At 55.1% G+C, this 23,849-nt stretch carries 20 protein-coding genes; 16 read left to right on the top strand and 4 right to left on the bottom strand.

Annotation, left to right across the window (positions count from 1 at the left end):
- Window positions 1–85: 85 nt before the first annotated feature.
- Both pta and ackA read right to left on the bottom strand, forming a co-directional pair.
- Window positions 86–2,227, bottom strand: a complete 2,142-nt coding sequence (gene pta / locus AC0TNG_RS09525) for a phosphate acetyltransferase (protein WP_473713419.1) — start codon at window positions 2,225–2,227, stop codon at window positions 86–88.
- 76 nt (window positions 2,228–2,303) lie between these two features.
- The gene (gene ackA, locus AC0TNG_RS09520) at window positions 2,304–3,506 is read right to left on the bottom strand and encodes an acetate kinase (RefSeq protein WP_024908964.1); all 1,203 of its coding nucleotides are present in this window, start codon (window positions 3,504–3,506) and stop codon (window positions 2,304–2,306) included.
- Window positions 3,507–3,843: 337 nt separating this feature from the next.
- Here ackA and yfbV point away from each other — a divergent pair, with 337 nt between their 5' ends.
- The 4 genes from yfbV (at window position 3,844) to AC0TNG_RS09500 (ending at window position 7,464) form a co-directional block, all read left to right on the top strand.
- Window positions 3,844–4,299, top strand: coding sequence for a terminus macrodomain insulation protein YfbV (gene yfbV / locus AC0TNG_RS09515; RefSeq protein WP_008502875.1), 456 nt, complete (start codon window positions 3,844–3,846; stop codon window positions 4,297–4,299).
- Between the two features lie 91 nt (window positions 4,300–4,390).
- Window positions 4,391–4,885, top strand: coding sequence for a YfbU family protein (locus AC0TNG_RS09510; protein WP_008502874.1), 495 nt, complete (start codon window positions 4,391–4,393; stop codon window positions 4,883–4,885).
- An 11-nt stretch (window positions 4,886–4,896) separates the two neighbouring features.
- Window positions 4,897–5,556 carry a sugar phosphatase gene (locus AC0TNG_RS09505; RefSeq protein ID WP_024908965.1) on the top strand — a complete coding sequence of 220 codons (660 nt, stop codon included), beginning with the start codon at window positions 4,897–4,899 and terminating at the stop codon, window positions 5,554–5,556.
- A 75-nt stretch (window positions 5,557–5,631) separates the two neighbouring features.
- Window positions 5,632–7,464, top strand: coding sequence for an SLC13 family permease (locus AC0TNG_RS09500; protein WP_024908966.1), 1,833 nt, complete (start codon window positions 5,632–5,634; stop codon window positions 7,462–7,464).
- Between the two features lie 80 nt (window positions 7,465–7,544).
- Here AC0TNG_RS09500 and yfbR read toward each other — a convergent pair whose 3' ends face one another.
- Together yfbR and alaA are read right to left on the bottom strand one after the other, a co-directional pair.
- Complete coding sequence (yfbR, locus tag AC0TNG_RS09495; protein ID WP_024908967.1) at window positions 7,545–8,144, bottom strand: 5'-deoxynucleotidase; 600 nt, start codon at window positions 8,142–8,144, stop codon at window positions 7,545–7,547.
- Window positions 8,145–8,238: 94 nt separating this feature from the next.
- Window positions 8,239–9,453, bottom strand: a complete 1,215-nt coding sequence (gene alaA, locus AC0TNG_RS09490; protein WP_008500204.1) for an alanine transaminase AlaA — start codon at window positions 9,451–9,453, stop codon at window positions 8,239–8,241.
- Between the two features lie 938 nt (window positions 9,454–10,391).
- On the opposite strand from alaA, the gene lrhA reads away from it, so the two are divergent.
- The 12 genes from lrhA to nuoL all read left to right on the top strand — a co-directional run bounded on the left by lrhA (window position 10,392) and on the right by nuoL (window position 23,831).
- On the top strand, window positions 10,392–11,330 hold the full coding sequence (gene lrhA / locus AC0TNG_RS09485; RefSeq protein ID WP_021241557.1) for a transcriptional regulator LrhA: 939 nt from the start codon (window positions 10,392–10,394) through the stop codon (window positions 11,328–11,330).
- Window positions 11,331–11,960: 630 nt separating this feature from the next.
- Window positions 11,961–12,401, top strand: coding sequence for an NADH-quinone oxidoreductase subunit NuoA (gene nuoA, locus AC0TNG_RS09480; protein ID WP_006176516.1), 441 nt, complete (start codon window positions 11,961–11,963; stop codon window positions 12,399–12,401).
- 15 nt (window positions 12,402–12,416) lie between these two features.
- Window positions 12,417–13,091, top strand: coding sequence for an NADH-quinone oxidoreductase subunit NuoB (nuoB, locus tag AC0TNG_RS09475; RefSeq protein ID WP_003861482.1), 675 nt, complete (start codon window positions 12,417–12,419; stop codon window positions 13,089–13,091).
- A gap of 89 nt (window positions 13,092–13,180) precedes the next feature.
- Window positions 13,181–14,983, top strand: coding sequence for an NADH-quinone oxidoreductase subunit C/D (gene nuoC, locus AC0TNG_RS09470; RefSeq protein ID WP_023312537.1), 1,803 nt, complete (start codon window positions 13,181–13,183; stop codon window positions 14,981–14,983).
- A 2-nt stretch (window positions 14,984–14,985) separates the two neighbouring features.
- On the top strand, window positions 14,986–15,486 hold the full coding sequence (nuoE, locus tag AC0TNG_RS09465; RefSeq protein ID WP_006176513.1) for an NADH-quinone oxidoreductase subunit NuoE: 501 nt from the start codon (window positions 14,986–14,988) through the stop codon (window positions 15,484–15,486).
- Entirely contained in the window at window positions 15,483–16,820 is a 1,338-nt protein-coding gene (gene nuoF / locus AC0TNG_RS09460) for an NADH-quinone oxidoreductase subunit NuoF (RefSeq protein ID WP_248165275.1), read from the top strand. The genes nuoE and nuoF overlap by 4 nt, the downstream gene beginning before the upstream one ends.
- Window positions 16,821–16,875: 55 nt before the next feature.
- Complete coding sequence (gene nuoG, locus AC0TNG_RS09455; protein WP_248165273.1) at window positions 16,876–19,599, top strand: NADH-quinone oxidoreductase subunit NuoG; 2,724 nt, start codon at window positions 16,876–16,878, stop codon at window positions 19,597–19,599.
- Window positions 19,596–20,573 (top strand): NADH-quinone oxidoreductase subunit NuoH, encoded by a 978-nt coding sequence (nuoH, locus tag AC0TNG_RS09450; RefSeq protein WP_008500211.1) that lies wholly within the window; start codon window positions 19,596–19,598, stop codon window positions 20,571–20,573. The genes nuoG and nuoH overlap by 4 nt, the downstream gene beginning before the upstream one ends.
- A 13-nt stretch (window positions 20,574–20,586) precedes the next feature.
- A complete protein-coding gene (nuoI, locus tag AC0TNG_RS09445) occupies window positions 20,587–21,129 on the top strand; it encodes an NADH-quinone oxidoreductase subunit NuoI (RefSeq protein ID WP_003861491.1) in 543 nt (180 codons plus the stop codon).
- 10 nt (window positions 21,130–21,139) lie between these two features.
- Window positions 21,140–21,694 carry an NADH-quinone oxidoreductase subunit J gene (gene nuoJ, locus AC0TNG_RS09440; protein WP_008500212.1) on the top strand — a complete coding sequence of 185 codons (555 nt, stop codon included), beginning with the start codon at window positions 21,140–21,142 and terminating at the stop codon, window positions 21,692–21,694.
- Entirely contained in the window at window positions 21,691–21,993 is a 303-nt protein-coding gene (gene nuoK / locus AC0TNG_RS09435) for an NADH-quinone oxidoreductase subunit NuoK (protein ID WP_003861496.1), read from the top strand. The genes nuoJ and nuoK overlap by 4 nt, the downstream gene beginning before the upstream one ends.
- The gene (gene nuoL / locus AC0TNG_RS09430; RefSeq protein WP_024908969.1) at window positions 21,990–23,831 is read left to right on the top strand and encodes an NADH-quinone oxidoreductase subunit L; all 1,842 of its coding nucleotides are present in this window, start codon (window positions 21,990–21,992) and stop codon (window positions 23,829–23,831) included. Before nuoK ends, nuoL begins: the two co-directional genes overlap by 4 nt.
- The last annotated feature ends 18 nt before the right edge of the window (window positions 23,832–23,849 follow it).

Raw genomic sequence — 23,849 nt, 5'->3', positions numbered from 1 at the left:
GCCTTTCTTGCCGGATGGCGCTTCGCTTATCCGGCCTACAAAACCGTAGGCCCGGTAAGCGCTAGCGCCACCGGGCTTTTTAACATTACTGCTGCTGCGAAGACTGAATCGCGGTCAGAGCGATGGTATAGACGATATCGTCAACCAGCGCGCCACGGGACAGGTCGTTCACAGGTTTGCGCATCCCTTGCAGCATCGGCCCGATGGAGATCAGGTCTGCAGAACGCTGTACCGCTTTGTAGGTGGTGTTACCGGTGTTCAGATCCGGGAAGATGAACACGGTAGCGCGACCTGCAACCGGCGAGTTCGGCGCTTTGGATTTCGCAACGTCAGCCATAACCGCGGCGTCATACTGCAGCGGGCCGTCGATCATCAGATCAGGACGTTTTTCCTGAGCAATACGGGTCGCTTCACGCACTTTCTCTACGTCGCTACCTGCACCAGAAGTACCGGTGGAGTAGGAGAGCATCGCTACGCGCGGTTCGATACCGAAGGCAATCGCAGAGTCCGCGGACTGGATAGCGATTTCTGCCAGCTGTTCTGCGGTTGGATCCGGGTTGATCGCGCAGTCACCGTAAACGTAAACCTGTTCAGGCAGCAGCATGAAGAACACGGAAGAAACCAGAGAACTGCCCGGTGCGGTTTTGATCAGCTGCAGCGGTGGACGGATGGTGTTCGCCGTGGTGTGAACCGCACCGGAAACCAGACCGTCAACTTCGTCCTGCTCCAGCATCAGCGTGCCCAGCACCACGTTGTCTTCCAGCTGTTCGCGCGCAACGGCTTCGGTCATGCCCTTGCTCTTACGCAGCTCAACCAGACGGGCAACGTAGCTTTCACGAACCACTTCCGGGTCAACGATTTCGATGCCAGCGCCCAGCTCAACGCCCTGAGACGCCGCTACGCGGGTGATCTCATCCGGGTTACCCAGCAGAACACAGGTCGCGATGCCGCGCTCTGCACAGATAGCAGCCGCTTTAACGGTACGTGGTTCGTCGCCTTCTGGCAGAACAACGCGTTTGCCTGCTTTACGCGCCAGCTCGGTCAGCTGGTAACGGAATGCTGGAGGAGACAGACGACGGCTGCGCTCGGAGGTCGCCGTCAGGGATTCGACCCAATCTGCGTTGATGTAGCCTGCAACGTATTCCTGAACTTTCTCAATACGCTCGTGGTCATCAACCGGCACTTCCAGGTTGAAGCTCTGCAGGCTCAGGGAGGTCTGCCAGGTGTTGGTATTCACCATGAAGACCGGCAGGCCGGTGGCGAACGCGCGTTCGCACAGCTTGCTGACGCGTGGGTCCATCTCGTAGGCACCGGTCAGCAGGATCGCACCGATTTCCACGCCGTTCATCGCGGCCAGGCAGGCTGCAACCAGCACGTCAGGGCGGTCTGCGGAAGTCACCAGCAGGGAACCTGCGCGGAAGTGTTCCAGCATGTGCGGAATGCTGCGCGCACAGAAGGTCACGGACTTCACGCGGCGGGTGTTGATGTCGCCTTCGTTAACCACGGTGGCGTTCAGGTGACGCGCCATATCGATTGCACGGGTGGCAATCAGATCGAAGCTCCATGGCACCGCGCCCAGTACTGGCAGCGGGCTGGATTCCTGCAGCTTAGCCGGGTCAACTTTGATGACTTTCGCTTTGGACGAGTCGTCGAAGATCTCGGACAGGTCAGGGCGAGTACGACCCTGCTCATCCACCGGTGCGTTCAGTTTGTTCACGATCACGCCGGTGATGTTGGTGTTTTTCGCGCCGCCGAAGCTGCTGCGCGTCAGTTCGATACGCTCATTCAGCTGCTCTGGGGTGTCGGTGCCCTGAGACATCACGAAAACGATCTCTGCGTTCAGGGTTTTCGCGATTTCAAAGTTCAGAGACTGGGCAAACTGGTGTTTGCGGGTCGGGACCAGGCCTTCAACCAGCACCACTTCCGCGTCTTGCGCGTTAGCATGGTAGTTGGCGATGATCTCTTCCATCAGCACATCTTTCTGGTTGCTGGACAGCAGAGACTCAACGTGGCTCATCTTCAGCGGTTCAGCCGCTGGCAGATTGGAATTCCTGCGAACGATGGTGGTGGTCTGGTCTGGCGCATCGCCACCGGCACGTGGCTGGGCGATTGGCTTAAAGACGCTCAGACGAACGCCTTTGCGTTCCATAGCACGGATAACGCCAAGGCTGACGCTGGTCAGGCCGACGCTGGTTCCGGTAGGGATCAGCATAATAGTACGGGACACGGTTTATCCTCTTTCGTTACCGCCCAAATGTAGCGGGTTACAAAACAGCACCGCCAGCATTGCTGGCGGTGTGGAATCAGGCAGTCAGGCGATGCGCGTCTTGCGCAATGACCAGCTCTTCGTTAGTTGGGATAACGATAGCCGGGCGGGTGCCTTCTTTGTTGATGAAGCCAGACTTGCCGAAGCGGGCAGCCAGGTTACGCTCGTGATCAACTTCGAAGCCCAGAACGCCCAGTTTACCCAGGGACAGTTCACGTACCATCGCTGCGTTCTCACCGATACCACCGGTGAAGATAACCGCGTCCAGACGGCCTTCCATCAGCGCAGTGTAAGAACCGATGTACTTCGCCAGACGGTGGCAGTAAACGTCCATTGCACGTTTAGCGTCTTCTTTGTCTGCGTAGTTGTCTTCAACATAACGGCAGTCGCTGGTGACTTCGGTCAGACCCAGCAGGCCAGACTCTTTGGTCAGCATTTTGTTGATCTGGTCAATGCTCATGCCCAGGGTGTCGTGCAGGTGGAAGATGATCGCCGGGTCGATGTCACCGGAACGCGTACCCATCACCAGACCTTCCAGCGGGGTCAGACCCATGGAGGTATCAACACATTTACCGTTACGGATAGCAGAAACAGAACCACCGTTGCCCAGGTGGCAAGTGATGATGTTCACTTCTTCAACCGGCTTGTTCAGAACTTTTGCCGCTTCCTGAGTTACATAGAAGTGGCTGGTGCCGTGTGCGCCGTAACGACGTACGCCGTGTTCTTTGTACAGGCTGTACGGCAGGGCATAGAGGTAAGATTCTTCCGGCATGGTCTGATGGAACGCGGTGTCGAACACGGCCACGTTTTTGTCTTTCAGATTCGGGAAGGATTTCAGCGCTTCAGCGATACCGATCAGGTGAGCCGGGTTGTGCAGCGGTGCGAAGGATGCAGAGTCTTTGATACCCTGAATCACAGACTCGTCGATAACGACAGAGCTGGTGTATTTTTCGCCGCCGTGGACGATACGGTGACCAATCGCAGTCAGCTGAGCAGACAGTTCTGGTTTTTGTGCCAGAATAGTGTTAACGATAAAGTTCAGCGCTTCACTGTGAGCGGCGCCTGCACCTAAAGCCGCTTCTTGTTTGCTGCCGTCCATCTTCCACTTGATACGTGCTTCAGGCAGATGGAAACATTCGGCCAAACCAGAGAGGTATTCGTCACCGTTGAGCGCATCGATGATGGCGAATTTCAGTGAGGAGCTACCGCAGTTCAGAACCAGTACTAACTTACTCGACATGGAAGTACCTATTATTGATACGTGGCTAAAAAAACGTCAGTGAGTCTAACAGCGTAACGCATGATGACTCAGACATTTATGATTAACATCATGCCAAACGAACATTGTGGCATGATGGAAGAAATAACTATGATTTTATGCCATTTTGCACAATTTTCAGCCAATGGCATAATATGCAATAATTTGACGAGTTAATGATTCTCGTCTATGGCCCTATCAGGCTGGCACAGGATACCCGATACGGGGTAGAGATGACAAAATATTTTGAACGTTGTCATAGCTTGTTGTGGTTTTGCACGAAAATTTTAATTTTTATATGTGAAGTTGAGGTACAGCCATGTCGACACCAGAGAACCCGTCCGTAAATTTCTTTAGTCTGTTTCGTCGGGGACAGCATTACGCAAAGACGTGGCCGATGGAAAAGCGCCTTGCGCCTATGTTTATTGAGAATCGCACCATCCGCGCCACGCGCTATGCGATTCGCTTTATGCCGCCTGTCGCTATCTTTACGCTGTGCTGGCAGATTGCGTTGGGTGGGCAGCTTGGACCTGCGGTCGCCACGGCGCTCTTCGCATTAAGCCTGCCGATGCAGGGACTGTGGTGGTTAGGTAAACGGTCCATCACCCCACTTCCCCCTTCTATTTTACACTGGTTTTATGAAGTGCGCGGCAAGCTGGAAGAGGCCGGGCAGGCGCTCGCCCCGGTTGAAGGCAAGCCGGATTACCAGGCGCTGGCGGACACGTTAAAGCGTGCTTTTAAGCAACTCGATAAAACATTCCTCGATGACTTGTGATTGATCATCGAAACGACGACGAAAAGAAGGCACAGTAACAATCAGTTACCGTGTCTTTTTTTTAAGTGCAATGCGCTACAGGAGTCGAAAGATGGAAATGACCCATGCTCAACGTCTGATTTTGTCCAATCAGTACAAAATGATGACTATGCTTGATCCCGATAACGCTGCGCGCTACAGCCGCCTGCAGACCATCGTCGAACGCGGTTTTGGTTTGCAAATGCGCGAACTGGACCGCGAGTTTGGCGAGCTGAAAGAAGAAACCTGCCGCATCGTGATCGACATTATGGAGATGTATCACGCCCTGCACGTCTCCTGGACGAATCTCAAAGATCAGCAGTCCATTGACGAGCGCCGCGTGACCTTCTTAGGCTTTGATGCGGCAACGGAAGCGCGTTATCTGAGCTATGTTCGCTTTATGGTGAATACGGAAGGGCGCTATACCCACTTTGACGCGGGCACCCACGGCTTCAACGCGCAGACTCCGATGTGGGATAAATATCAGCGTATGCTGAGCGCGTGGCATGCCTGCCCGCGTCAGTACCATTTAAGCAGCAACGAAATTCAACAAATCATTAATGCCTGACGGAGGTGCGTGTGCAGTGTAGAGGTTTTCTGTTTGATCTGGACGGTACGCTGGTGGATTCGCTGCCGGTTGTGGAGCGTTCCTGGTGCCATTGGGCTGACAGACATGGCATCGACCATCAGGACGTGCTGAATTTTATCCATGGCAAACAGGCCATTACCTCGTTACGGCACTTCCTGGCCGGACGTTCTGAGGAAGAAATTCAGGCGGAGTTCAAATACCTGGAACACATTGAAGCCACGGATACGGACGGCATTACTGCGTTACCGGGCGCGCGCGAGCTGCTTGAGCATCTGAACGAGGCGCAGATCCCGTGGGCTATCGTCACCTCAGGCTCCATTCCGGTTGCCCACGCCCGTCATAAGGCAGCTGGTTTACCGAAACCGGAAGTGTTTATCACCGCGGAGCGCGTTAAGCGCGGCAAACCTGAACCCGATGCATTTTTACTGGGGGCTGAACTGCTGGGCCTCGACCCCGCAGAGTGTGTGGTGGTGGAAGACGCTGCCGCTGGCGTACTGGCCGGGCTGAACGCAGGAAGTCACGTCATCGCCGTTAACGTTCCGGCCGGATCCCCCCGGCTGGACGAGGCAGATTTGGTGCTGGATTCACTGACGGCCCTGTCTGTTTCAAAAGCCTCTGACGGAGTTGTAACCGTCTCGCTAAAAGTGTAATCCCATGATATGGCCCCACATTGCTGGGGCTTTTTTATGGCAAAATTCCTCATCTTCCACTGACAAGGATAAGTTGTGAACGGTGAACTGATTTGGGTCCTGAGCCTGCTTTTAATCGCCATCCTTCTTTTTGCAACGGGCAAGGTACGCATGGACGCCGTCGCCCTGTTTGTCATCGTCGCGTTTGTGCTGAGCGGTACGCTCACACTACCGGAAGCCTTCTCCGGATTTAGCGATCCCAACGTTATCCTGATTGCTGCCCTGTTTATCATCGGCGATGGGCTGGTGCGCACCGGTGTGGCGACCATCATGGGGTCGTGGCTGGTGAAGGTGGCGGGCAACAGCGAAACCAAAATGCTGATTTACCTGATGGTGACCGTCGCCGGGCTGGGGGCGTTTATGAGCTCCACGGGCGTGGTCGCCATCTTTATCCCGGTGGTGCTGAGCGTCTCCATGCGGATGCAGAGCTCGCCGTCACGCCTGATGATGCCTCTGAGTTTTGCCGGTTTGATCAGCGGCATGATGACGCTGGTGGCAACGCCGCCGAACCTGGTCGTCAACAGCGAACTGATCCGCGAAGGATTTGAGGGCTTCAGCTTTTTCAGCGTCACCCCGCTGGGGCTGGTCATTCTGGTATTGGGCGTGGTCTACATGCTGCTGACCCGGTTTGCCCTGAAAGGTGAAAAACAGGAAAAAAATAAGGAAGGGTGGAAGCGACGCACCTTCCGCGATTTGATTAAAGAGTACCGCCTTACCGGGCGCGCGCGCCGTCTGGCTATTCGTCCTGGCTCGCCGATGGTGGGGCAGCGGCTGGATGACCTGAAGCTGCGTGAGCGCTATGGCGCGAATGTGATCGGCGTAGAGCGCTGGCGGCGGTTTCGTCGGGTGATCGTCAACGTCAACGGGGTGTCGGAATTCCGCGCGCGGGACGTCCTGCTGATTGATATGTCCACCGCGGATGTGGATCTGCGCGAGTTTTGCAGCGAACAGCTGCTGGAACCAATGGTGCTGCGCGGGGAGTATTTCTCCGATCAGGCGCTGGATGTTGGCATGGCCGAAGTATCGCTCATCCCTGAATCGGAACTGTTGGGCAAAACCGTGCGGGAAATGGGGTTCCGAACCCGCTATGGCCTGAACGTCGTGGGGCTGAAGCGCGATGGCGTAGCGATGGAAGGGGCGGTGGTGGATGAACCGATCCTGCTGGGCGATATTTTTCTCGTCGTCGGTAACTGGAAGCTGATAAGCCAGCTCGGGCAAAAAGGGCGTGATTTTGTGGTGCTCAACATGCCTGTTGAGGAGAGCGATGCCTCCCCGGCGCACAGCCAGGCCCCGCACGCAATTTTCTGTCTGGTGCTGATGGTGGCGCTGATGCTGACCGATGAGATCCCCAATCCGGTCGCGGCAATTATTGCCTGCCTGTTGATGGGCAAATTCCGCTGTATTGACGCCGAAAGCGCCTATAAAGCCATTCACTGGCCGAGCATCATTCTCATTGTCGGGATGATGCCTTTCGCCCTAGCGCTGCAAAAAACCGGCGGGGTGGATCTTATCGTTAAAGGCTTAATGGACGTGGGCGGCGGGTATGGGCCGTACATGATGATGGTCTGTCTGTTTATCATGTGTGCCACTATCGGTCTGTTTATCTCCAATACCGCGACGGCGGTACTGATGGCGCCGATTGCGCTGGCGATGGCCAAATCCATGGGCGTGTCGCCGTATCCTTTTGCGATGATGGTCGCAATGGCGGCCTCAGCGGCATTTATGACGCCAGTTTCTTCACCGGTGAACACGCTGGTGCTGGGGCCGGGGAACTACACATTCAGTGATTTCGTGAAGCTGGGCGTGCCGTTCACCGTGCTGGTGATGGTGGTATGCGTGGTATTGATACCGGTTCTGTTCCCGTTCTGAGCATTTTGCCGGGTGGCGGCTACGCCTTACCCGGCCTACAATCCCGTAGGCCCTGCAAGCGCAGCGCCGCTGGGCGAAAATCAGAGTGGCGAATCCTGGCTAATCTCATCCAGCGACAGATGGAAGCTCGGCACAAACACCTGCATAAAGTAATCCATCTCTTCGCTGCGGCGGGATTCCAGCGTTTTTTCCAGACGCGTTTTTGCCAGTAAAAATTCGTTATTCCCCGCGGACAACTCTTCCAGACACTTGAGGTAGGCGCAGAGCGCGTCGGCCTGTTTGACCAGCGACTTTTCATCTTCCGTGTACTGATGCTCATCGATGAGCGGCTCAAAGATGTCGCGCAGTTCTTCAGGCACCATGTCAATCAGCTTCTGCTGGGCAATTTTCTCGATGGCCTTATATTCCTGCGCAATCTGCGAGTTGAAATACTTTACCGGCGTAGGCAGATCGCCGGTCAGCACTTCTGACGCATCGTGGTACATCGCCAGCAGGGCAATGCGCTCTGGATTGACCTGACCGTTGAATTTGCGGTTTTTAATGGCGGCCAGTGCGTGAGCAACCATCGCAACCTGCAGGCTGTGCTCTGACACATTTTCCGTGCGGACATTGCGCATCAGCGGCCAGCGGTTGATGAGTTTCAGGCGGGAGAGGTGGGCAAAGAAATGACTCTGACTCATAGGGTACCTTTTGTCTTCACTGCGACAGGCGTTCATTGTGCGGGGAGGGGAGGGAAGATGCAAATCAGGCTACCGAAGTAGCCTGATTTTAAGATTACTGATGGTATCCGGAGAGGAAGCGCCCGAAGCGGCTGATGGCCATTTCCAGGTCATCTTCGCGCGGCAGCGTCACGATACGCACGTGATCCGGCCACGGCCAGTTAAACGCCGTACCCTGAACCAGCAGCACTTTTTCCTGGAGCAGGAAATCGAGCACCATTTTCTGATCGTCATGAATATTAAAGCGCTTCGCGTCAATTTTCGGGAACATGTAGAGCGCGCCATTCGGCTTCACGCAGGAGACGCCAGGAATATCGTTGATCAGTTCCCACGCACGGTTGCGCTGTTCGTACAGGCGACCACCGGGAACGATGAACTCGCTAATGCTCTGATAGCCACCCAGCGCCGTCTGGATCGCGTGCTGCGCCGGAACGTTGGCACATAAACGCATGGAGGCCAGCATCTCCAGCCCTTCAATATAGCCTTTGGCGTGCTTTTTCGGACCGTTCAGTACCATCCAGCCCTGACGGAAACCGGCCACGCGGTAGGTTTTAGACAGGCCGTTAAAGGTGACGGTCAGCAGATCCGGGGCCAGCGCAGCGATTGAGTGGTGCTGTGCCGCGTCGTACAGGATCTTGTCGTAGATTTCGTCGGCGAAAATGATCAGGTTGTGCTGACGGGCCAGCTCGACGATCTCCATCAGCAGCTCTTTCGAGTATACCGCGCCCGTAGGGTTGTTCGGGTTAATGATCACGATGCCGCGCGTGCGGGGCGTAATTTTCGCGCGAATATCATCGAGGTCCGGGAACCAGTCAGAGGACTCGTCGCACAGGTAGTGCACCGCTTTACCGCTGGACAGTGACACGGCTGCCGTCCACAGCGGATAGTCCGGCGCGGGTACCAGCATTTCGTCACCGCTGTTCAGCAGTGCCTGCATCGCCTGCACGATCAGTTCGGAGACGCCGTTGCCGATATAGATATCTTCAACGGTAACATCACGCATACCGCGTGCCTGGTAGTGCTGCATGATGGCTTTACGTGCGGAGTAAAGTCCTTTTGAATCGCAATAGCCTTGTGCAGTAGGAAGGTTGCGGATCACATCAACCAGAATTTCATCCGGCGCTTCAAAACCAAATGGCGCTGGGTTACCAATGTTGAGTTTCAGAACCTTGTTGCCTTCTTCTTCAAGGCGTTTTGCCTCTTTCAGAACCGGGCCGCGGATGTCATAACAGACGTTATCTAGCTTGCTGGATTTTTCGATAGGGGACATGAACCTTTAACCTTTTCGCTATGATTGCCACTCCCTGCCGTGGAAGTCAGCACGGAATAATGTACTCCCCCCTCGCTTCGTTTTGAAGGGTGTGCAGTAGAAGATTTTGTGCCGGGAGCAAAATTTTGATAAATCTTTTTCTCTGGGTGTATGCTTTTATGCTGGCTTAAAGTTGTGCGCACGGTGCCATATTGGGTTAAATGTGCTATTAATTTGTCAAAATTGTGTATATTGTGCTGGTAAAAATAGGTGGGAAGCGGGACAAAGGTGGCAATCACCCTGAGTGACATTTCGTTAAACCTGAATGCTTGATACCTGTTTCTGTAATAGCATGCTGTGGCTAAAAGTTACTCATGTGAAATTAATGTTAAGTGCCATTAATGAATGGTCTTAATCTAAATTAAAATTTATTTATTATTAACCTAAAAAATGCAACTTTAGTTAATTCTAATAAAATTAGTTTAGAAGCTTAACATTCTTCTTTAATCCTCAATATTGCAATAAGACTTATAAATAAAGTGGATTTGGGTTAAGATGTCTTCCAGGAAAGCAGAGTGCAGATACACGTTTTTTGTATATCTGTGACTGGTTTTCCTCATTAATTGATTGTTATTGTTGGAGTTATCTCTGGCTGGAATGTGTCGAACATCTCCTGCTACGTTGACAGCGCTGCGATACAGATGGCAGAAAAGGTGTTATACCTTTAATGTAATTTACATAAACCTGCGAACATCTAAATATCCTGAACGTTTAAGAGAATAAAAATAACGTCATGAAACGTGCTTTCTGACTGTTGATATAAAGCAGCACAATAACTATCTGTCAGGCAGTCTGCCGGGCCGGGATGCGAGGGAAAATCTTCAGAGGGAATTGCTTAACTGTACACACACAGCTTCAACCCGGGCAGCTCCGCACGAGCAACCTGAAAGTGAATAGATATGATAAATGCAAATCGTCCGATAATGAATCTCGACCTCGATCTGCTGAGAACGTTTGTTGCGGTCGCCGATCTCAACACTTTTGCAGCCGCTGCTGCCGCCGTTTGCCGAACTCAGTCTGCCGTCAGCCAGCAAATGCAGCGGCTGGAGCAACTGGTTGGTAAAGAGCTTTTTGCGCGTCATGGGCGTAATAAGCTCTTAACGGAACACGGTATTCAGCTTCTGGGTTATGCCAGGAAAATTCTTCGCTTTAATGATGAAGCATGTATGTCATTAATGTTTAGCAACCTTCAAGGGGTGCTAACGTTAGGCGCATCTGATGAGTCAGCGGATACTATATTGCCGTTTCTACTCAATCGTATTAGTTCGGTTTATCCGAAGCTTGCGCTGGACGTTAGCGTAAAGCGTAATGCCTTTATGGTTGAGATGTTAAATGAGAATAAAGTCGACCTGGTGGTCACCACGCATCGTCCCGGGCAGTTTGACTGCCTGACGCTGCGTACATCGCCTACGCACTGGTATTGCGCGGCCGAATATGTGCTGCAAAAAGGGGAGCCGGTTCCACTGGTCTTACTGGATGACCCGAGCCCGTTCCGCGATATGGTGCTCACGGCGCTGAATGAGGCCAACATTCCGTGGCGTCTGGCGTATGTGGCTTCCACGCTGCCAGCGGTCCGTGCTGCCGTGAAGGCCGGTCTGGGTGTGACGGCCCGTCCGGTTGAGATGATGAGCCCCGATCTGCGCGTCCTGGGAAAATCCGATGGTCTTCCTGCGCTGCCGGATACGGAGTATCTGCTCTGCCACAATTCGTCCAGCCATAACGAGTTGGCCAAAGTGGTGTTCGAGGCGATGGAAAACTACCATAACCCGTGGCAGTTCGAACGCGTTACCTCCGAAGGGGGGGATGATTCCCTGATCGTTGAAGGGGATTTCGAGTGATCGATTGCTCAAAATTCTGGTAACAAAATGTAAGTGTAAAAAAAAGCCACTCGTGTGATTTTCACATGCAGTGGCTTTTTTTTAGCAAAAATATCCGCTTATGGCGTATGGGTTTTCAGGATACTTCATATTTATCAACATGCTAAATTCTTTTGCTTAAAACTTGTCCGTTTTCCGTTCTAACTTCAACCACCTACCTCCCATGTTAAAAAAACAGGAAATATGTTGCCGTTTTCCTGGTTGAATTAACAAAAGCGTGTCACAGATCAAGAAAATACTCCTATTTGGGGGGAGGAATCGTTGGCAAATCCTGTCAAAATAGGAGGGTTATTTTTTTTACTTCCGAAACGGACACGATTCAACAACATACATTTGACGGAAAGTCATGCACCCACCAGGGTTAAAGGGCACCAAATGTTAATGAGAATCGCTCGATGTAATTTAATGTGAAGAAACCTTTGTTAAAGTTGACAATAGGTTATAGAAAGGAGTAAAAAACCCCATCATTTTGCTGTCTACGTCTCATTTCTGACAGTTAGTGTAAGGTTATTTGTTCCTCCCCATGAATCGATGTGATGCCCATCTGCCAGCAAGAGCAGTGTCGTTGGTATCACTTTTGATGAGTAAGCAATGAGTATGTCAACATCCACAGAAGTCATCGCTCATCACTGGGCATTCGCAATCTTTCTTATTGTAGCCATTGGCCTGTGCTGCCTGATGTTAGTCGGCGGCTGGTTCCTGGGCGGTCGCGCCCGTGCAAGGCACAAAAACACACCTTTCGAATCAGGTATTGATTCAGTAGGTACCGCTCGCTTACGCCTGTCTGCCAAGTTTTATCTGGTAGCCATGTTCTTCGTCATCTTCGACGTGGAAGCGCTTTACCTTTTCGCATGGTCGACCTCCATTCGCGAAAGTGGTTGGGTGGGCTTTGTCGAGGCCGCAATTTTCATTTTAGTGCTACTGGCCGGTCTGGTTTATCTGGTGCGTATTGGCGCGCTTGACTGGACGCCTGCGCGTTCACGTCGTGAACACATCAACCCGGAAAACAGTATCTCTAATCGTCAGCAGTAACAGCGAGGCAATAAGATGGATTATACGCTCACCCGCATAGATCCTAACGGTGAGAATGACCGTTACCCCCTGCAAAAACAGGAGATCGTAACCGACCCCCTGGAGCAAGAAGTCAATAAAAGCGTGTACATGGGCAAACTCGAACATGCCATGCACGATATGGTCAACTGGGGTCGTAAGAACTCCATCTGGCCGTACAACTTTGGCCTTTCTTGCTGCTACGTTGAAATGGTGACGTCATTCACTGCGGTGCATGACGTTGCGCGTTTTGGGGCCGAGGTACTGCGTGCTTCACCACGTCAGGCTGACCTGATGGTGGTAGCCGGTACCTGCTTTACCAAGATGGCACCTGTTATTCAGCGTCTTTATGACCAGATGCTGGAGCCTAAATGGGTTATCTCCATGGGCGCATGTGCAAACTCTGGCGGTATGTACGACATCTATTCCGTCGTGCAGGGCGTAGATAAGTTTATCCCAGTGGATGTGTACATCCCGGGTTGTCCGCCTCGTCCGGAAGCCTACATGCAGGCGCTGATGCTGCTGCAGGAGTCTATCGGTAAAGAACGTCGCCCACTGTCGTGGGTTGTTGGCGATCAGGGTGTGTATCGCGCGAACATGCAGTCTGAGCGCGAGCGTAAACGTGGTGAACGTATTGCCGTCACCAATCTGCGTACGCCTGACGAAATTTAATTTGCGCCTGTAGGCCTGGAGAACACCTTCGCATATCACTACTCAAATAGCGCGAAGCCAGGCTCAACAGTCACCACGGACCATTTGCAATGGTGAACAATATGACCGACTTAACCGCGCAAGAAGCCGCCTGGCAGACCCGGGATCATCTGGATGACCCAGTCATTGGCGAACTGCGCAACCGTTTTGGGCCGGATGCCTTTACTGTTCAGGCTACCCGCACCGGGGTACCCGTTGTTTGGGTGAAGCGTGAGCAATTGCTGGAAGTTGTCGATTTCCTCAAGAAATTGCCAAAACCGTACGTCATGCTGTTTGACTTACACGGCATGGATGAACGTCTGCGTACCCACCGCCAGGGTCTCCCTGCTGCGGATTTTTCCGTTTTCTACCACCTGATCTCAATAGACCGTAATACGGATATCATGCTCAAGGTGGCATTGTCTGAAAACGACATGCATCTGCCGACGATCACCAAACTTTTCCCGAACGCCAACTGGTACGAGCGTGAAACCTGGGAAATGTTCGGCATGACCTTTGACGGCCACCCGCACCTGACGCGCATCATGATGCCGCAGACCTGGACAGGCCACCCGCTGCGTAAAGACTACCCGGCACGTGCCACCGAATTCGATCCGTTTGAGCTGACCAAAGCCAAGCAGGATCTGGAGATGGAAGCGCTGACCTTCAAACCGGAAGACTGGGGCATGAAGCGCGGTACCGACAACGAGGACTTCATGTTCCTTAACCTCGGTCCGAACCACCCATCTGCGCACGGTGCATTCCGTATTATTCTTCAGCTTGATGGCGAAGAGATTGTCGACTGCGTACCTGACATCGGTTACCACCACCGTGGTGCTGAGAAGATGGGCGAGCGTCAGTCCTGGCACAGCTACATTCCTTATACCGACCGTATTGAGTACCTCGGCGGCTGCGTCAACGAGATGCCATACGTGCTGGCCGTTGAGAAACTGGCGGGTATCGTTACGCCGGATCGCGTTAACGTGATTCGCGTCATGCTGTCAGAGCTGTTCCGTATCAACAGCCACCTGCTGTATATCTCCACCTTCATTCAGGACGTCGGCGCGATGACCCCGGTCTTCTTCGCCTTTACCGACCGTCAGAAAATCTACGATCTGGTGGAAGCGATTACCGGTTTCCGTATGCACCCGGCCTGGTTCCGTATCGGCGGTGTGGCGCACGATCTGCCGCGCGGCTGGGACCGTCTGCTGCGTGAATTCCTCGACTGGATGCCAAAACGTCTGGCCTCTTACGAGAAAGCCGCGCTGCGCAATACCATCCTGAAAGGCCGTTCCCAGGGCGTTGCTGCCTACGGCGCGAAAGAAGCGCTGGAGTGGGGGACGACTGGTGCAGGTCTGCGTGCGACCGGTATTGATTTCGACGTGCGTAAAGCCCGTCCTTACTCTGGCTATGAGAACTTCGACTTTGAAGTCCCGGTGGGCGGCGGTGTTTCCGACTGCTACACCCGCGTGATGCTGAAAGTAGAAGAGCTGCGCCAGAGTCTGCGCATCCTTGAGCAGTGCCTCAACAACATGCCGGAAGGCCCGTTCAAGGCTGATCACCCGCTGACGACGCCGCCACCGAAAGAGCGCACGCTGCAACATATCGAAACCCTGATCACCCACTTCCTGCAGGTTTCCTGGGGTCCGGTCATGCCGGCGCAAGAATCCTTCCAGATGATTGAAGCGACCAAGGGTATTAACAGTTACTACCTGACCAGTGACGGCAGCACCATGAGCTACCGTACCCGCGTGCGTACGCCGAGCTTTGCGCACCTGCAGCAGATCCCGTCCGCCATCCGCGGCAGTCTGGTCTCCGACCTGATTGTGTATCTGGGTAGTATCGATTTTGTTATGTCAGATGTGGACCGCTAATTATGCACGAGAATCAACAACCACAAACCGAGGCTTTTGAGCTGAGTGAAGCAGAACGTGCCGCTATTGAGCACGAGATGCACCACTACGAAGACCCGCGTGCGGCGTCCATTGAAGCGCTGAAAATCGTACAGAAACAGCGTGGTTGGGTGCCGGATGGGGCGATCTATGAGATCGCGAAAGTGCTGGGTATTCCGGCAAGTGACGTAGAAGGCGTAGCCACGTTCTACAGCCAGATCTTCCGTCAGCCGGTAGGCCGCCATGTGATCCGCTACTGTGACAGCGTAGTCTGCCACATCACCGGTTATCAGGGCATTCAGGCTGCGATTGAGAAGAAGCTCAATATCAAGCCGGGCCAGACCACGTTCGATGGACGCTTTACTCTGCTGCCAACCTGCTGCCTGGGTAACTGCGACAAGGGGCCGACCATGATGATTGATGAGGACACTCACAGCCATCTGACGCCGGAAGCGATTCCTGACCTGCTGGAGCAGTACAAATGAAAACTGTAATTCGTACTGCTGAGACGCATCCGCTGACCTGGCGTCTGCGCGATGACAAACAGCCGGTATGGCTCGACGAATACCAGAGCAAAAACGGCTATGCCGGCGCGCGTAAAGCCCTTGGCGGCATGGCGCCGGACGACATCGTTAACGCGGTTAAAGAGTCTGGCCTGAAAGGGCGCGGCGGTGCGGGCTTCTCCACCGGTCTGAAGTGGAGCCTGATGCCAAAAGACGAATCCATGAACATCCGTTACCTGCTGTGTAACGCCGATGAAATGGAGCCGGGCACCTATAAAGACCGCCTGCTGATGGAGCAGCTGCCGCACCTGCTGGTGGAAGGCATGCTGATCTCCGCGTTTGCGCTGAAAGCGTACCGTGGTTACATCTTCCTGCGCGGTGAGTACATCGAAGCAGCGGAAAACCTGCGCCGCGCGATTGCCGAAGCCACCGAAGCGGGCCTGCTGGGCAAAAACATCCTGGGCACCGGGTTTGACTTCGAACTGTTCGTGCACACCGGTGCCGGGCGTTATATCTGCGGTGAAGAGACCGCGCTGATTAACTCCCTGGAAGGCCGCCGCGCGAACCCGCGTTCCAAGCCACCGTTCCCGGCCAGCTCAGGCGTGTGGGGGAAACCGACCTGCGTAAACAACGTCGAAACCCTGTGTAACGTTCCGGCTATCCTCGCGAACGGCGTGGAGTGGTATCAGGGCATCTCCTCAAGCAAAGATGCCGGTACCAAGCTGATGGGCTTCTCCGGTCGCGTGAAAAATCCTGGCGTCTGGGAACTGCCGTTCGGTACCACCGCGCGCGAAATTCTTGAAGACTACGCCGGCGGCATGCGCGATGGCCTGAAATTCAAAGCCTGGCAGCCGGGTGGGGCAGGGACAGACTTCCTGACCGAAGCCCACCTTGACCTGCCGATGGAATTCGACAGCATTGGTAAAGCAGGCAGCCGTCTGGGTACGGCGCTGGCGATGGCCGTCGACCACGAGATCGGCATGGTGTCGCTGGTGCGTAACCTGGAAGAGTTCTTCGCCCGTGAGTCCTGCGGCTGGTGTACACCGTGCCGTGATGGTCTGCCGTGGAGCGTGAAGATCCTGCGTGCAATCGAACGTGGCGAAGGCCAGCCTGGCGATATCGAAACACTTGAGCAACTGTGTCGATTCTTAGGCCCGGGTAAAACCTTCTGTGCCCACGCACCGGGTGCCGTCGAACCTCTGCAGAGCGCGATCAAATATTTCCGCGACGAGTTCGAAGCAGGCATCAAGCAGCCGTTCAGCAATACCCATGCGATCAATGGGATTCAGCCGAACCTGCTTAAAGCGCGCTGGTAACGACAAGAATTTTGATTAACGCTCGGTTTCGACCGAGCCAACTGGAAGCATGCTAATGGCTACGATTCATGTAGACGGCAAAGAATACGAAGTCAACGGGGCGGACAACCTGCTGGAAGCTTGTCTGTCTCTTGGCCTCGATATTCCGTACTTTTGCTGGCATCCGGCGCTGGGCAGCGTCGGTGCTTGCCGCCAGTGTGCGGTGAAGCAATATCAAAACGCGGAAGACACGCGTGGTCGCCTGGTGATGTCCTGTATGACGCCAGCCACCGAAGGCACCTTTATTTCGATTGATGACGAAGAAGCCAAACAGTTCCGCGAAAGCGTGGTGGAGTGGTTGATGACCAACCACCCGCACGACTGTCCGGTTTGTGAAGAGGGCGGTAACTGCCACCTTCAGGATATGACCGTGATGACCGGTCACAGCTTCCGTCGCTATCGCTTTACCAAGCGTACCCACCGTAACCAGGACCTGGGGCCGTTCATCTCTCACGAAATGAACCGCTGCATCGCCTGCTACCGCTGCGTGCGTTACTACAAAGACTATGCAGACGGTCAGGATCTGGGCGTGTATGGCGCGCATGACAACGTCTACTTCGGTCGTCCGGAAGACGGCGTGCTGGAGAGCGAATTCTCCGGTAACCTGGTAGAAATCTGCCCGACCGGCGTCTTTACGGATAAAACTCACTCCGAGCGTTACAACCGTAAATGGGACATGCAGTTTGCGCCAAGCATCTGCCAGCAGTGTTCCCTCGGCTGTAACACCAGCCCGGGTGAGCGCTACGGCGAACTGCGCCGTATCGAAAACCGTTACAACGGTACCGTTAACCACTACTTCCTCTGCGACCGCGGTCGTTTCGGCTATGGCTATGTGAACCTGAAAGACCGTCCGCGTCAGCCGGTTCAGCGCCGTGGCGACGACTTCATTACCCTGAACGCTGAACAGGCGATGCAGGGCGCGGCAGATATTCTGCGCCAGTCGAAGAAAGTGATCGGTATCGGTTCCCCGCGCGCCAGCATCGAAAGCAACTTCGCGCTGCGCGAGCTGGTCGGGGCGGAAAACTTCTATACCGGTATCGCCCAGGGCGAGCAGGAACGTCTGCAGCTGGTACTGAAAGTGCTGCGTGAAGGCGGTATCCATACCCCTGCGCTGCGCGAAATCGAATCCTATGATGCGGTCCTGGTGCTGGGTGAAGACCTGACCCAGACCGGCGCCCGCGCGGCTCTGGCGGTTCGTCAGGCGGTGAAGGGTAAAGCACGTGAAATGGCAGCGGCGCAGAAAGTGGCTGACTGGCAGATTGCGGCGATCCTGAACATCGGTCAGCGCGCGAAGCATCCTCTGTTTGTGACCAACGTCGACAACACCCGTCTGGACGACATCGCGGCGTGGACCTACTGCGCACCGGTTGAAGATCAGGCGCGCCTTGGCTTTGCCATTGCCCACGCGTTGGACAGCAACTCTCCGGCGGTAGAACTGGATCGCGACCTGCAGAACAAGGTTGACGTGATTGTTCAGGCCCTGGCCGGTGCGAAGAAACCGCTGATTATTTCCGGGACCAACGCCGGCAGCGCTGAGATCATTCAGGCGGCAGCCAACGTGGCCAAAGCCCTGAAAGGCCGCGGTGCTGACGTCGGCGTGACCATGATTGCCCGTGCGGTGAACAGCATTGGTCTGGGCATGATCGGCGGCGGCTCGCTGGAAGCTGCGTTAAGCGAACTGGAATCCGGTGCCGCTGACGCCGTGGTGGTGCTGGAAAACGACCTGCATCGTCATGCTTCTGCCGCTCGCGTTGACGCCGCGCTCTCCAAAGCGCCGCTGGTGATGGTGATTGACCATCAGCGCACCGCGATCATGGACAAAGCGCACCTGGTGCTCTCTGCGGCAAGCTTCGCAGAAAGCGACGGTACCGTTATCAACAACGAAGGCCGCGCGCAGCGTTTCTTCCAGGTTTATGACCCGGCTTACTACGACAGCAACACCGTGATGCTGGAAAGCTGGCGCTGGCTGCACTCCCTGCACAGCACCGTGCAGAGCCGTGAAGTGGACTGGACGCAGCTCGACCACGTTATCGACGCGGTGGTGGAAAAACTGCCTCAGCTGGCAGGCATTAAAGATGCCGCGCCTGAAGCCAGCTTCCGCATTCGCGGCCAGAAACTGGCGCGTGAACCGCACCGTTACAGCGGCCGTACCGCAATGCGCGCCAATATCAGCGTGCACGAACCGCGCCAGCCGCAGGATAAAGACACCATGTTCGCCTTCTCCATGGAAGGGAACAACCAGCCGTCTGCACCGCGTTCGCAAATCCCGTTCGCATGGGCACCGGGCTGGAACTCCCCGCAGGCGTGGAACAAGTTCCAGGCTGAAGTGGGCGGCTCCCTGCGCCACGGCGATCCGGGCGTGCGTCTGATTGAAGCTTCCGAAACCGGTCTGGACTTCTTCACCACCGTACCGGCGAGCTTCCAGGCGCAGGACGGTAGCTGGCGTATTGCGCCGTACTACCACCTGTTCGGTAGCGACGAGCTGTCCCAGCGTTCACCGGTCTTCCAGACCCGTATGCCGCAGCCGTACATCAAGCTTAACCCGGCGGATGCCGCGAAGCTTGGCGTTAACGCGGGTGCGAACATCGCCTTTAGCTATGACGGCCAGACCATCAGCCTGCCGCTGATTATTTCTGAAAGTCTGACAGCAGGGCAGGTCGGTCTGCCGATGGGTATGCCTGGCATCGCGCCGGTTCTGGCGGGTGCGCGTCTTGATAATCTGCAGGAGGCAAAAGCATGAGTTGGTTAACGCCGGATCTTATCGACATCCTGCTGAGCATTCTGAAAGCGATTGTTATCCTGCTGGTGGTGGTCACCTGCGGCGCGTTCATGAGCTTTGGTGAACGTCGTCTGCTCGGTCTGTTCCAGAACCGTTACGGACCGAACCGCGTGGGCTGGGGTGGTTCACTCCAGTTGGTCGCGGACATGATCAAGATGTTCTTTAAAGAGGACTGGATCCCGCGCTTCTCGGATCGCGTGATCTTTACTCTGGCACCGATGATCGCCTTCACCTCGCTGCTGCTGGCGTTTGCTATTGTGCCGGTCAGCCCGACCTGGGTGGTCGCTGACCTGAACATCGGCATTCTGTTCTTCCTGATGATGGCAGGCCTCGCGGTTTACGCGGTCCTGTTCGCAGGCTGGTCCAGTAACAACAAATACTCGCTGCTGGGTGCGATGCGTGCTTCCGCGCAGACCCTGAGCTACGAAGTGTTCCTGGGTCTCTCCCTGATGGGCGTGGTGGCGCAGGCCGGTTCATTCAACATGACCGATATCGTCAACAACCAGGCCGACATCTGGAACGTTATTCCGCAGTTCTTTGGGTTTATTACCTTTGCCATCGCGGGCGTGGCCGTGTGTCACCGTCACCCGTTTGACCAGCCAGAAGCCGAACAGGAACTGGCCGACGGTTACCACATCGAATATTCCGGTATGAAATTCGGTCTGTTCTTCGTGGGCGAGTACATCGGTATCGTCACCATTTCCGCGTTGATGGTAACGCTGTTCTTCGGTGGCTGGCATGGCCCGTTCTTACCGCCGTTCATCTGGTTCGCGCTGAAAACCGCGTTCTTCATGATGATGTTCATTTTGATTCGCGCAGCGTTACCACGTCCGCGTTATGACCAGGTAATGTCCTTCGGCTGGAAAGTGTGCCTGCCGCTGACGCTCGTCAACTTGTTGGTAACGGCCGCTGTCATTCTCTGGCAGCAGCCATAAGGGGCAATAGACCATGACCTTAAAAGAATTACTGGTAGGCTTCGGTACCCAGGTACGCAGTATCTGGATGATCGGCCTGCACGCGTTTGCCAAACGCGAAACCCGGATGTACCCGGAAGAGCCGGTATATCTGCCGCCGCGCTACCGTGGCCGTATCGTGCTGACGCGCGACCCGGACGGTTCCGAGCGCTGCGTCGCCTGTAACCTGTGTGCGGTAGCGTGCCCGGTCGGCTGTATCTCTCTGCAGAAAGCCGAGACGGTAGACGGCCGCTGGTACCCTGAGTTCTTCCGCATCAACTTCTCACGCTGCATCTTCTGCGGTCTGTGTGAAGAAGCGTGCCCAACCACGGCGATTCAGCTGACTCCAGACTTCGAGCTGGGTGAGTACAAGCGTCAGGACCTGGTGTACGAGAAAGAGGATCTGCTGATTTCCGGTCCGGGCAAATACCCGGAATATAACTTCTACCGGATGGCGGGTATGGCAATCGACGGCAAAGATAAGGGCGAAGCAGAGAACGAAGCTAAGCCTATCGACGTCAAGAGCCTGTTACCGTAAGGAGAGGGCAATGGAATTCGCTTTTTATATCTGTGGCCTTATCGCCATCCTGGCTACGCTGCGAGTGATCACGCACACCAATCCGGTGCATGCGCTGCTGTACTTAATCATCTCGCTGCTGGCCATTTCCGGGGTGTTCTTTGCACTGGGCGCGCACTTCGCCGGTGCGCTGGAAATCATCGTCTACGCCGGGGCCATTATGGTGCTGTTCGTGTTCGTGGTGATGATGCTGAACCTGGGCGGCTCTGAAATTGAGCAGGAACGTCAGTGGTTAAAACCGCAGGTGTGGATTGGCCCGGCAATTCTGTCGGCCATCATGCTGGTGGTGATCGTTTACGCCATTCTGGGTGTTAACGATCAGGGCATCGACGGCACGCCGATTGGCGCGAAAGAGGTCGGTATCACGCTCTTTGGCCCATACGTTCTGGCAGTGGAACTGGCCTCAATGCTGCTGCTGGCAGGTCTGGTTGTGGCTTTCCACGTTGGCCGCGAAGAGCGTGCTGGCGAGGTGCTGAGCAACCGCACTGACGACCGCGCGAAAAGAAAAACGGAGGAGCGCGCATGATCCCCTTAACACATGGACTGATCCTCGCTGCGATTTTATTCGTTCTGGGTCTGACCGGTCTGGTTATCCGCCGCAATCTGCTGTTTATGCTGATCGGGCTGGAAATCATGATTAACGCCTCCGCGCTGGCCTTCGTGGTCGCAGGAAGCTACTGGGGCCAGACCGATGGTCAGGTGATGTACATTCTCGCCATCAGCCTCGCGGCTGCCGAAGCGAGTATTGGCCTGGCGCTGTTGCTGCAGCTCCATCGTCGCCGCCAGAATCTGAACATCGATTCAGTAAGTGAGTTGCGTGGATGAACATGCTTGCCTTAACCATTATTTTCCCGCTGATTGGCTTCGTGCTGCTGGCGTTTTCTCGCGGCCGCTGGTCTGAGAATCTGTCTGCAACCGTCGGCATGGGCTCTGTTGGCCTGGCCGCGCTGGTGACAGCGTATGCGGGTATCGACTTCTTTAACAACGGGCGTCAGCCTTTCAGCGTGCCGCTGTGGACGTGGATGTCGGTCGGTGATTTCAACATCGGTTTCAACCTGGTGCTGGACGGCCTCTCGCTGACCATGCTTTCCGTGGTTACCGGCGTTGGCTTCCTGATCCACATGTTCGCCTCCTGGTATATGCGCGGTGAAGAGGGGTACTCCCGCTTCTTCGCCTACACCAACCTGTTTATCGCCAGCATGGTGGTTCTGGTCCTGGCCGATAACCTGCTGCTGATGTATCTGGGCTGGGAAGGCGTGGGTCTGTGTTCTTACCTGCTGATCGGTTTCTACTATACCGATCCGAAGAATGGCGCAGCGGCCATGAAAGCGTTCATCGTGACCCGCGTGGGTGACGTCTTCCTCGCTTTCGCGCTGTTCATTCTTTACAACGAACTGGGCACGCTGAACTTCCGCGAAATGGTGGAACTGGCGCCAGCGCACTTCGCCGCAGGCAACAACATGCTGTGGTGGGCAACGCTGATGCTGCTGGGTGGTGCCGTGGGTAAATCCGCACAGCTGCCGCTGCAGACATGGCTGGCCGACGCGATGGCGGGTCCAACTCCTGTTTCCGCGCTGATCCACGCCGCGACCATGGTAACCGCCGGTGTCTATCTGATTGCGCGTACCCATGGCCTGTTCCTGATGACCCCGGAAATTCTGCATCTGGTAGGTATCGTCGGTGCGGTCACGCTGGTGCTGGCAGGCTTTGCCGCGCTGGTGCAGACCGACATCAAACGCGTTCTCGCGTACTCCACCATGAGCCAGATTGGTTACATGTTCCTGGCGCTGGGCGTTCAGGCGTGGGACGCAGCCATTTTCCACCTGATGACGCACGCGTTCTTTAAAGCGCTGCTGTTCCTCTCATCCGGTTCGGTGATCCTGGCCTGCCACCACGAGCAGAACATCTTCAAGATGGGCGGACTGCGTAAGTCCATCCCGCTGGTGTATGTCTGCTTCCTGGTGGGCGGCGCGGCGCTGGCGGCACTGCCGCTGATCACCGCGGGCTTCTTCAGTAAGGACGAAATCCTTGCGGGTGCCATGGCGAATGGTCATATCAATCTGATGGTTGCGGGTCTGGTCGGTGCGTTCATGACCTCCCTGTATACCTTCCGTATGATTTTCATCGTATTCCACGGTAAAGAACAAATTCACGCTCACGCAGGGAAGGGGATCACCCATCACCTGCCGCTGATTGTGCTGCTGGTACTGTCCACCTTCGTTGGCGCGATGATTGTGCCGCCGCTGCAGGGCGTACTGCCAGACACCACCGAGCTTGAGCACGGTCGCGTTCTGACGCTTGAAATCACCTCAGGTGTGGTCGCTATCGCGGGCATCCTGATCGCAGCATGGCTGTGGCTGGGCAAACGTACGCTGGTGACTGCCGTGGCCAACAGTGCGCCGGGCCGCCTGCTGGGCACCTGGTGGTACAACGCGTGGGGCTTCGACTGGCTGTACGACATGATCTTCGTTAAGCCGTTCCTGGGCATTGCGTGGCTGGTGAAGCGCGACCCACTGAACAGCCTGATGAATATCCCGGCGATCCTCTCCCGCTTTGCAGGTAAAGGCCTGCTGTACAGCGAGAACGGTTACCTGCGCTGGTATGTGGCGTCCATGAGCATCGGTGCGGTTGTCGTGCTGGCGCTGCTGATGGTGTTGCGTTGATCGTTAAGTGAATTTTAT

Source organism: Enterobacter sp. PL_is514 (assembly GCF_055816715.1).
The sequence above is the reverse complement of the archived record's forward strand: the minus strand, read 5'-3'. Positions and strand labels throughout refer to the sequence as shown.

Bases quoted from the DNA above. Each gene is read 5' to 3' on its own strand.
- ackA (WP_024908964.1), bottom strand. From the start codon at position 3,506: ATGTCGAGTAAGTTAGTACTGGTTCTGAACTGCGGTAGCTCCTCACTG.
- yfbV (WP_008502875.1), top strand. From the start codon at position 3,844: ATGTCGACACCAGAGAACCCGTCCGTAAATTTCTTTAGTCTGTTTCGT.
- AC0TNG_RS09510 (WP_008502874.1), top strand. From the start codon at position 4,391: ATGGAAATGACCCATGCTCAACGTCTGATTTTGTCCAATCAGTACAAA.
- yfbR (WP_024908967.1), bottom strand. From the start codon at position 8,144: ATGAGTCAGAGTCATTTCTTTGCCCACCTCTCCCGCCTGAAACTCATC.
- alaA (WP_008500204.1), bottom strand. From the start codon at position 9,453: ATGTCCCCTATCGAAAAATCCAGCAAGCTAGATAACGTCTGTTATGAC.
- lrhA (WP_021241557.1), top strand. From the start codon at position 10,392: ATGATAAATGCAAATCGTCCGATAATGAATCTCGACCTCGATCTGCTG.
- nuoA (WP_006176516.1), top strand. From the start codon at position 11,961: ATGAGTATGTCAACATCCACAGAAGTCATCGCTCATCACTGGGCATTC.
- nuoB (WP_003861482.1), top strand. From the start codon at position 12,417: ATGGATTATACGCTCACCCGCATAGATCCTAACGGTGAGAATGACCGT.
- nuoC (WP_023312537.1), top strand. From the start codon at position 13,181: ATGGTGAACAATATGACCGACTTAACCGCGCAAGAAGCCGCCTGGCAG.
- nuoE (WP_006176513.1), top strand. From the start codon at position 14,986: ATGCACGAGAATCAACAACCACAAACCGAGGCTTTTGAGCTGAGTGAA.
- nuoF (WP_248165275.1), top strand. From the start codon at position 15,483: ATGAAAACTGTAATTCGTACTGCTGAGACGCATCCGCTGACCTGGCGT.
- nuoG (WP_248165273.1), top strand. From the start codon at position 16,876: ATGGCTACGATTCATGTAGACGGCAAAGAATACGAAGTCAACGGGGCG.
- nuoH (WP_008500211.1), top strand. From the start codon at position 19,596: ATGAGTTGGTTAACGCCGGATCTTATCGACATCCTGCTGAGCATTCTG.
- nuoI (WP_003861491.1), top strand. From the start codon at position 20,587: ATGACCTTAAAAGAATTACTGGTAGGCTTCGGTACCCAGGTACGCAGT.
- nuoJ (WP_008500212.1), top strand. From the start codon at position 21,140: ATGGAATTCGCTTTTTATATCTGTGGCCTTATCGCCATCCTGGCTACG.
- nuoK (WP_003861496.1), top strand. From the start codon at position 21,691: ATGATCCCCTTAACACATGGACTGATCCTCGCTGCGATTTTATTCGTT.
- nuoL (WP_024908969.1), top strand. From the start codon at position 21,990: ATGAACATGCTTGCCTTAACCATTATTTTCCCGCTGATTGGCTTCGTG.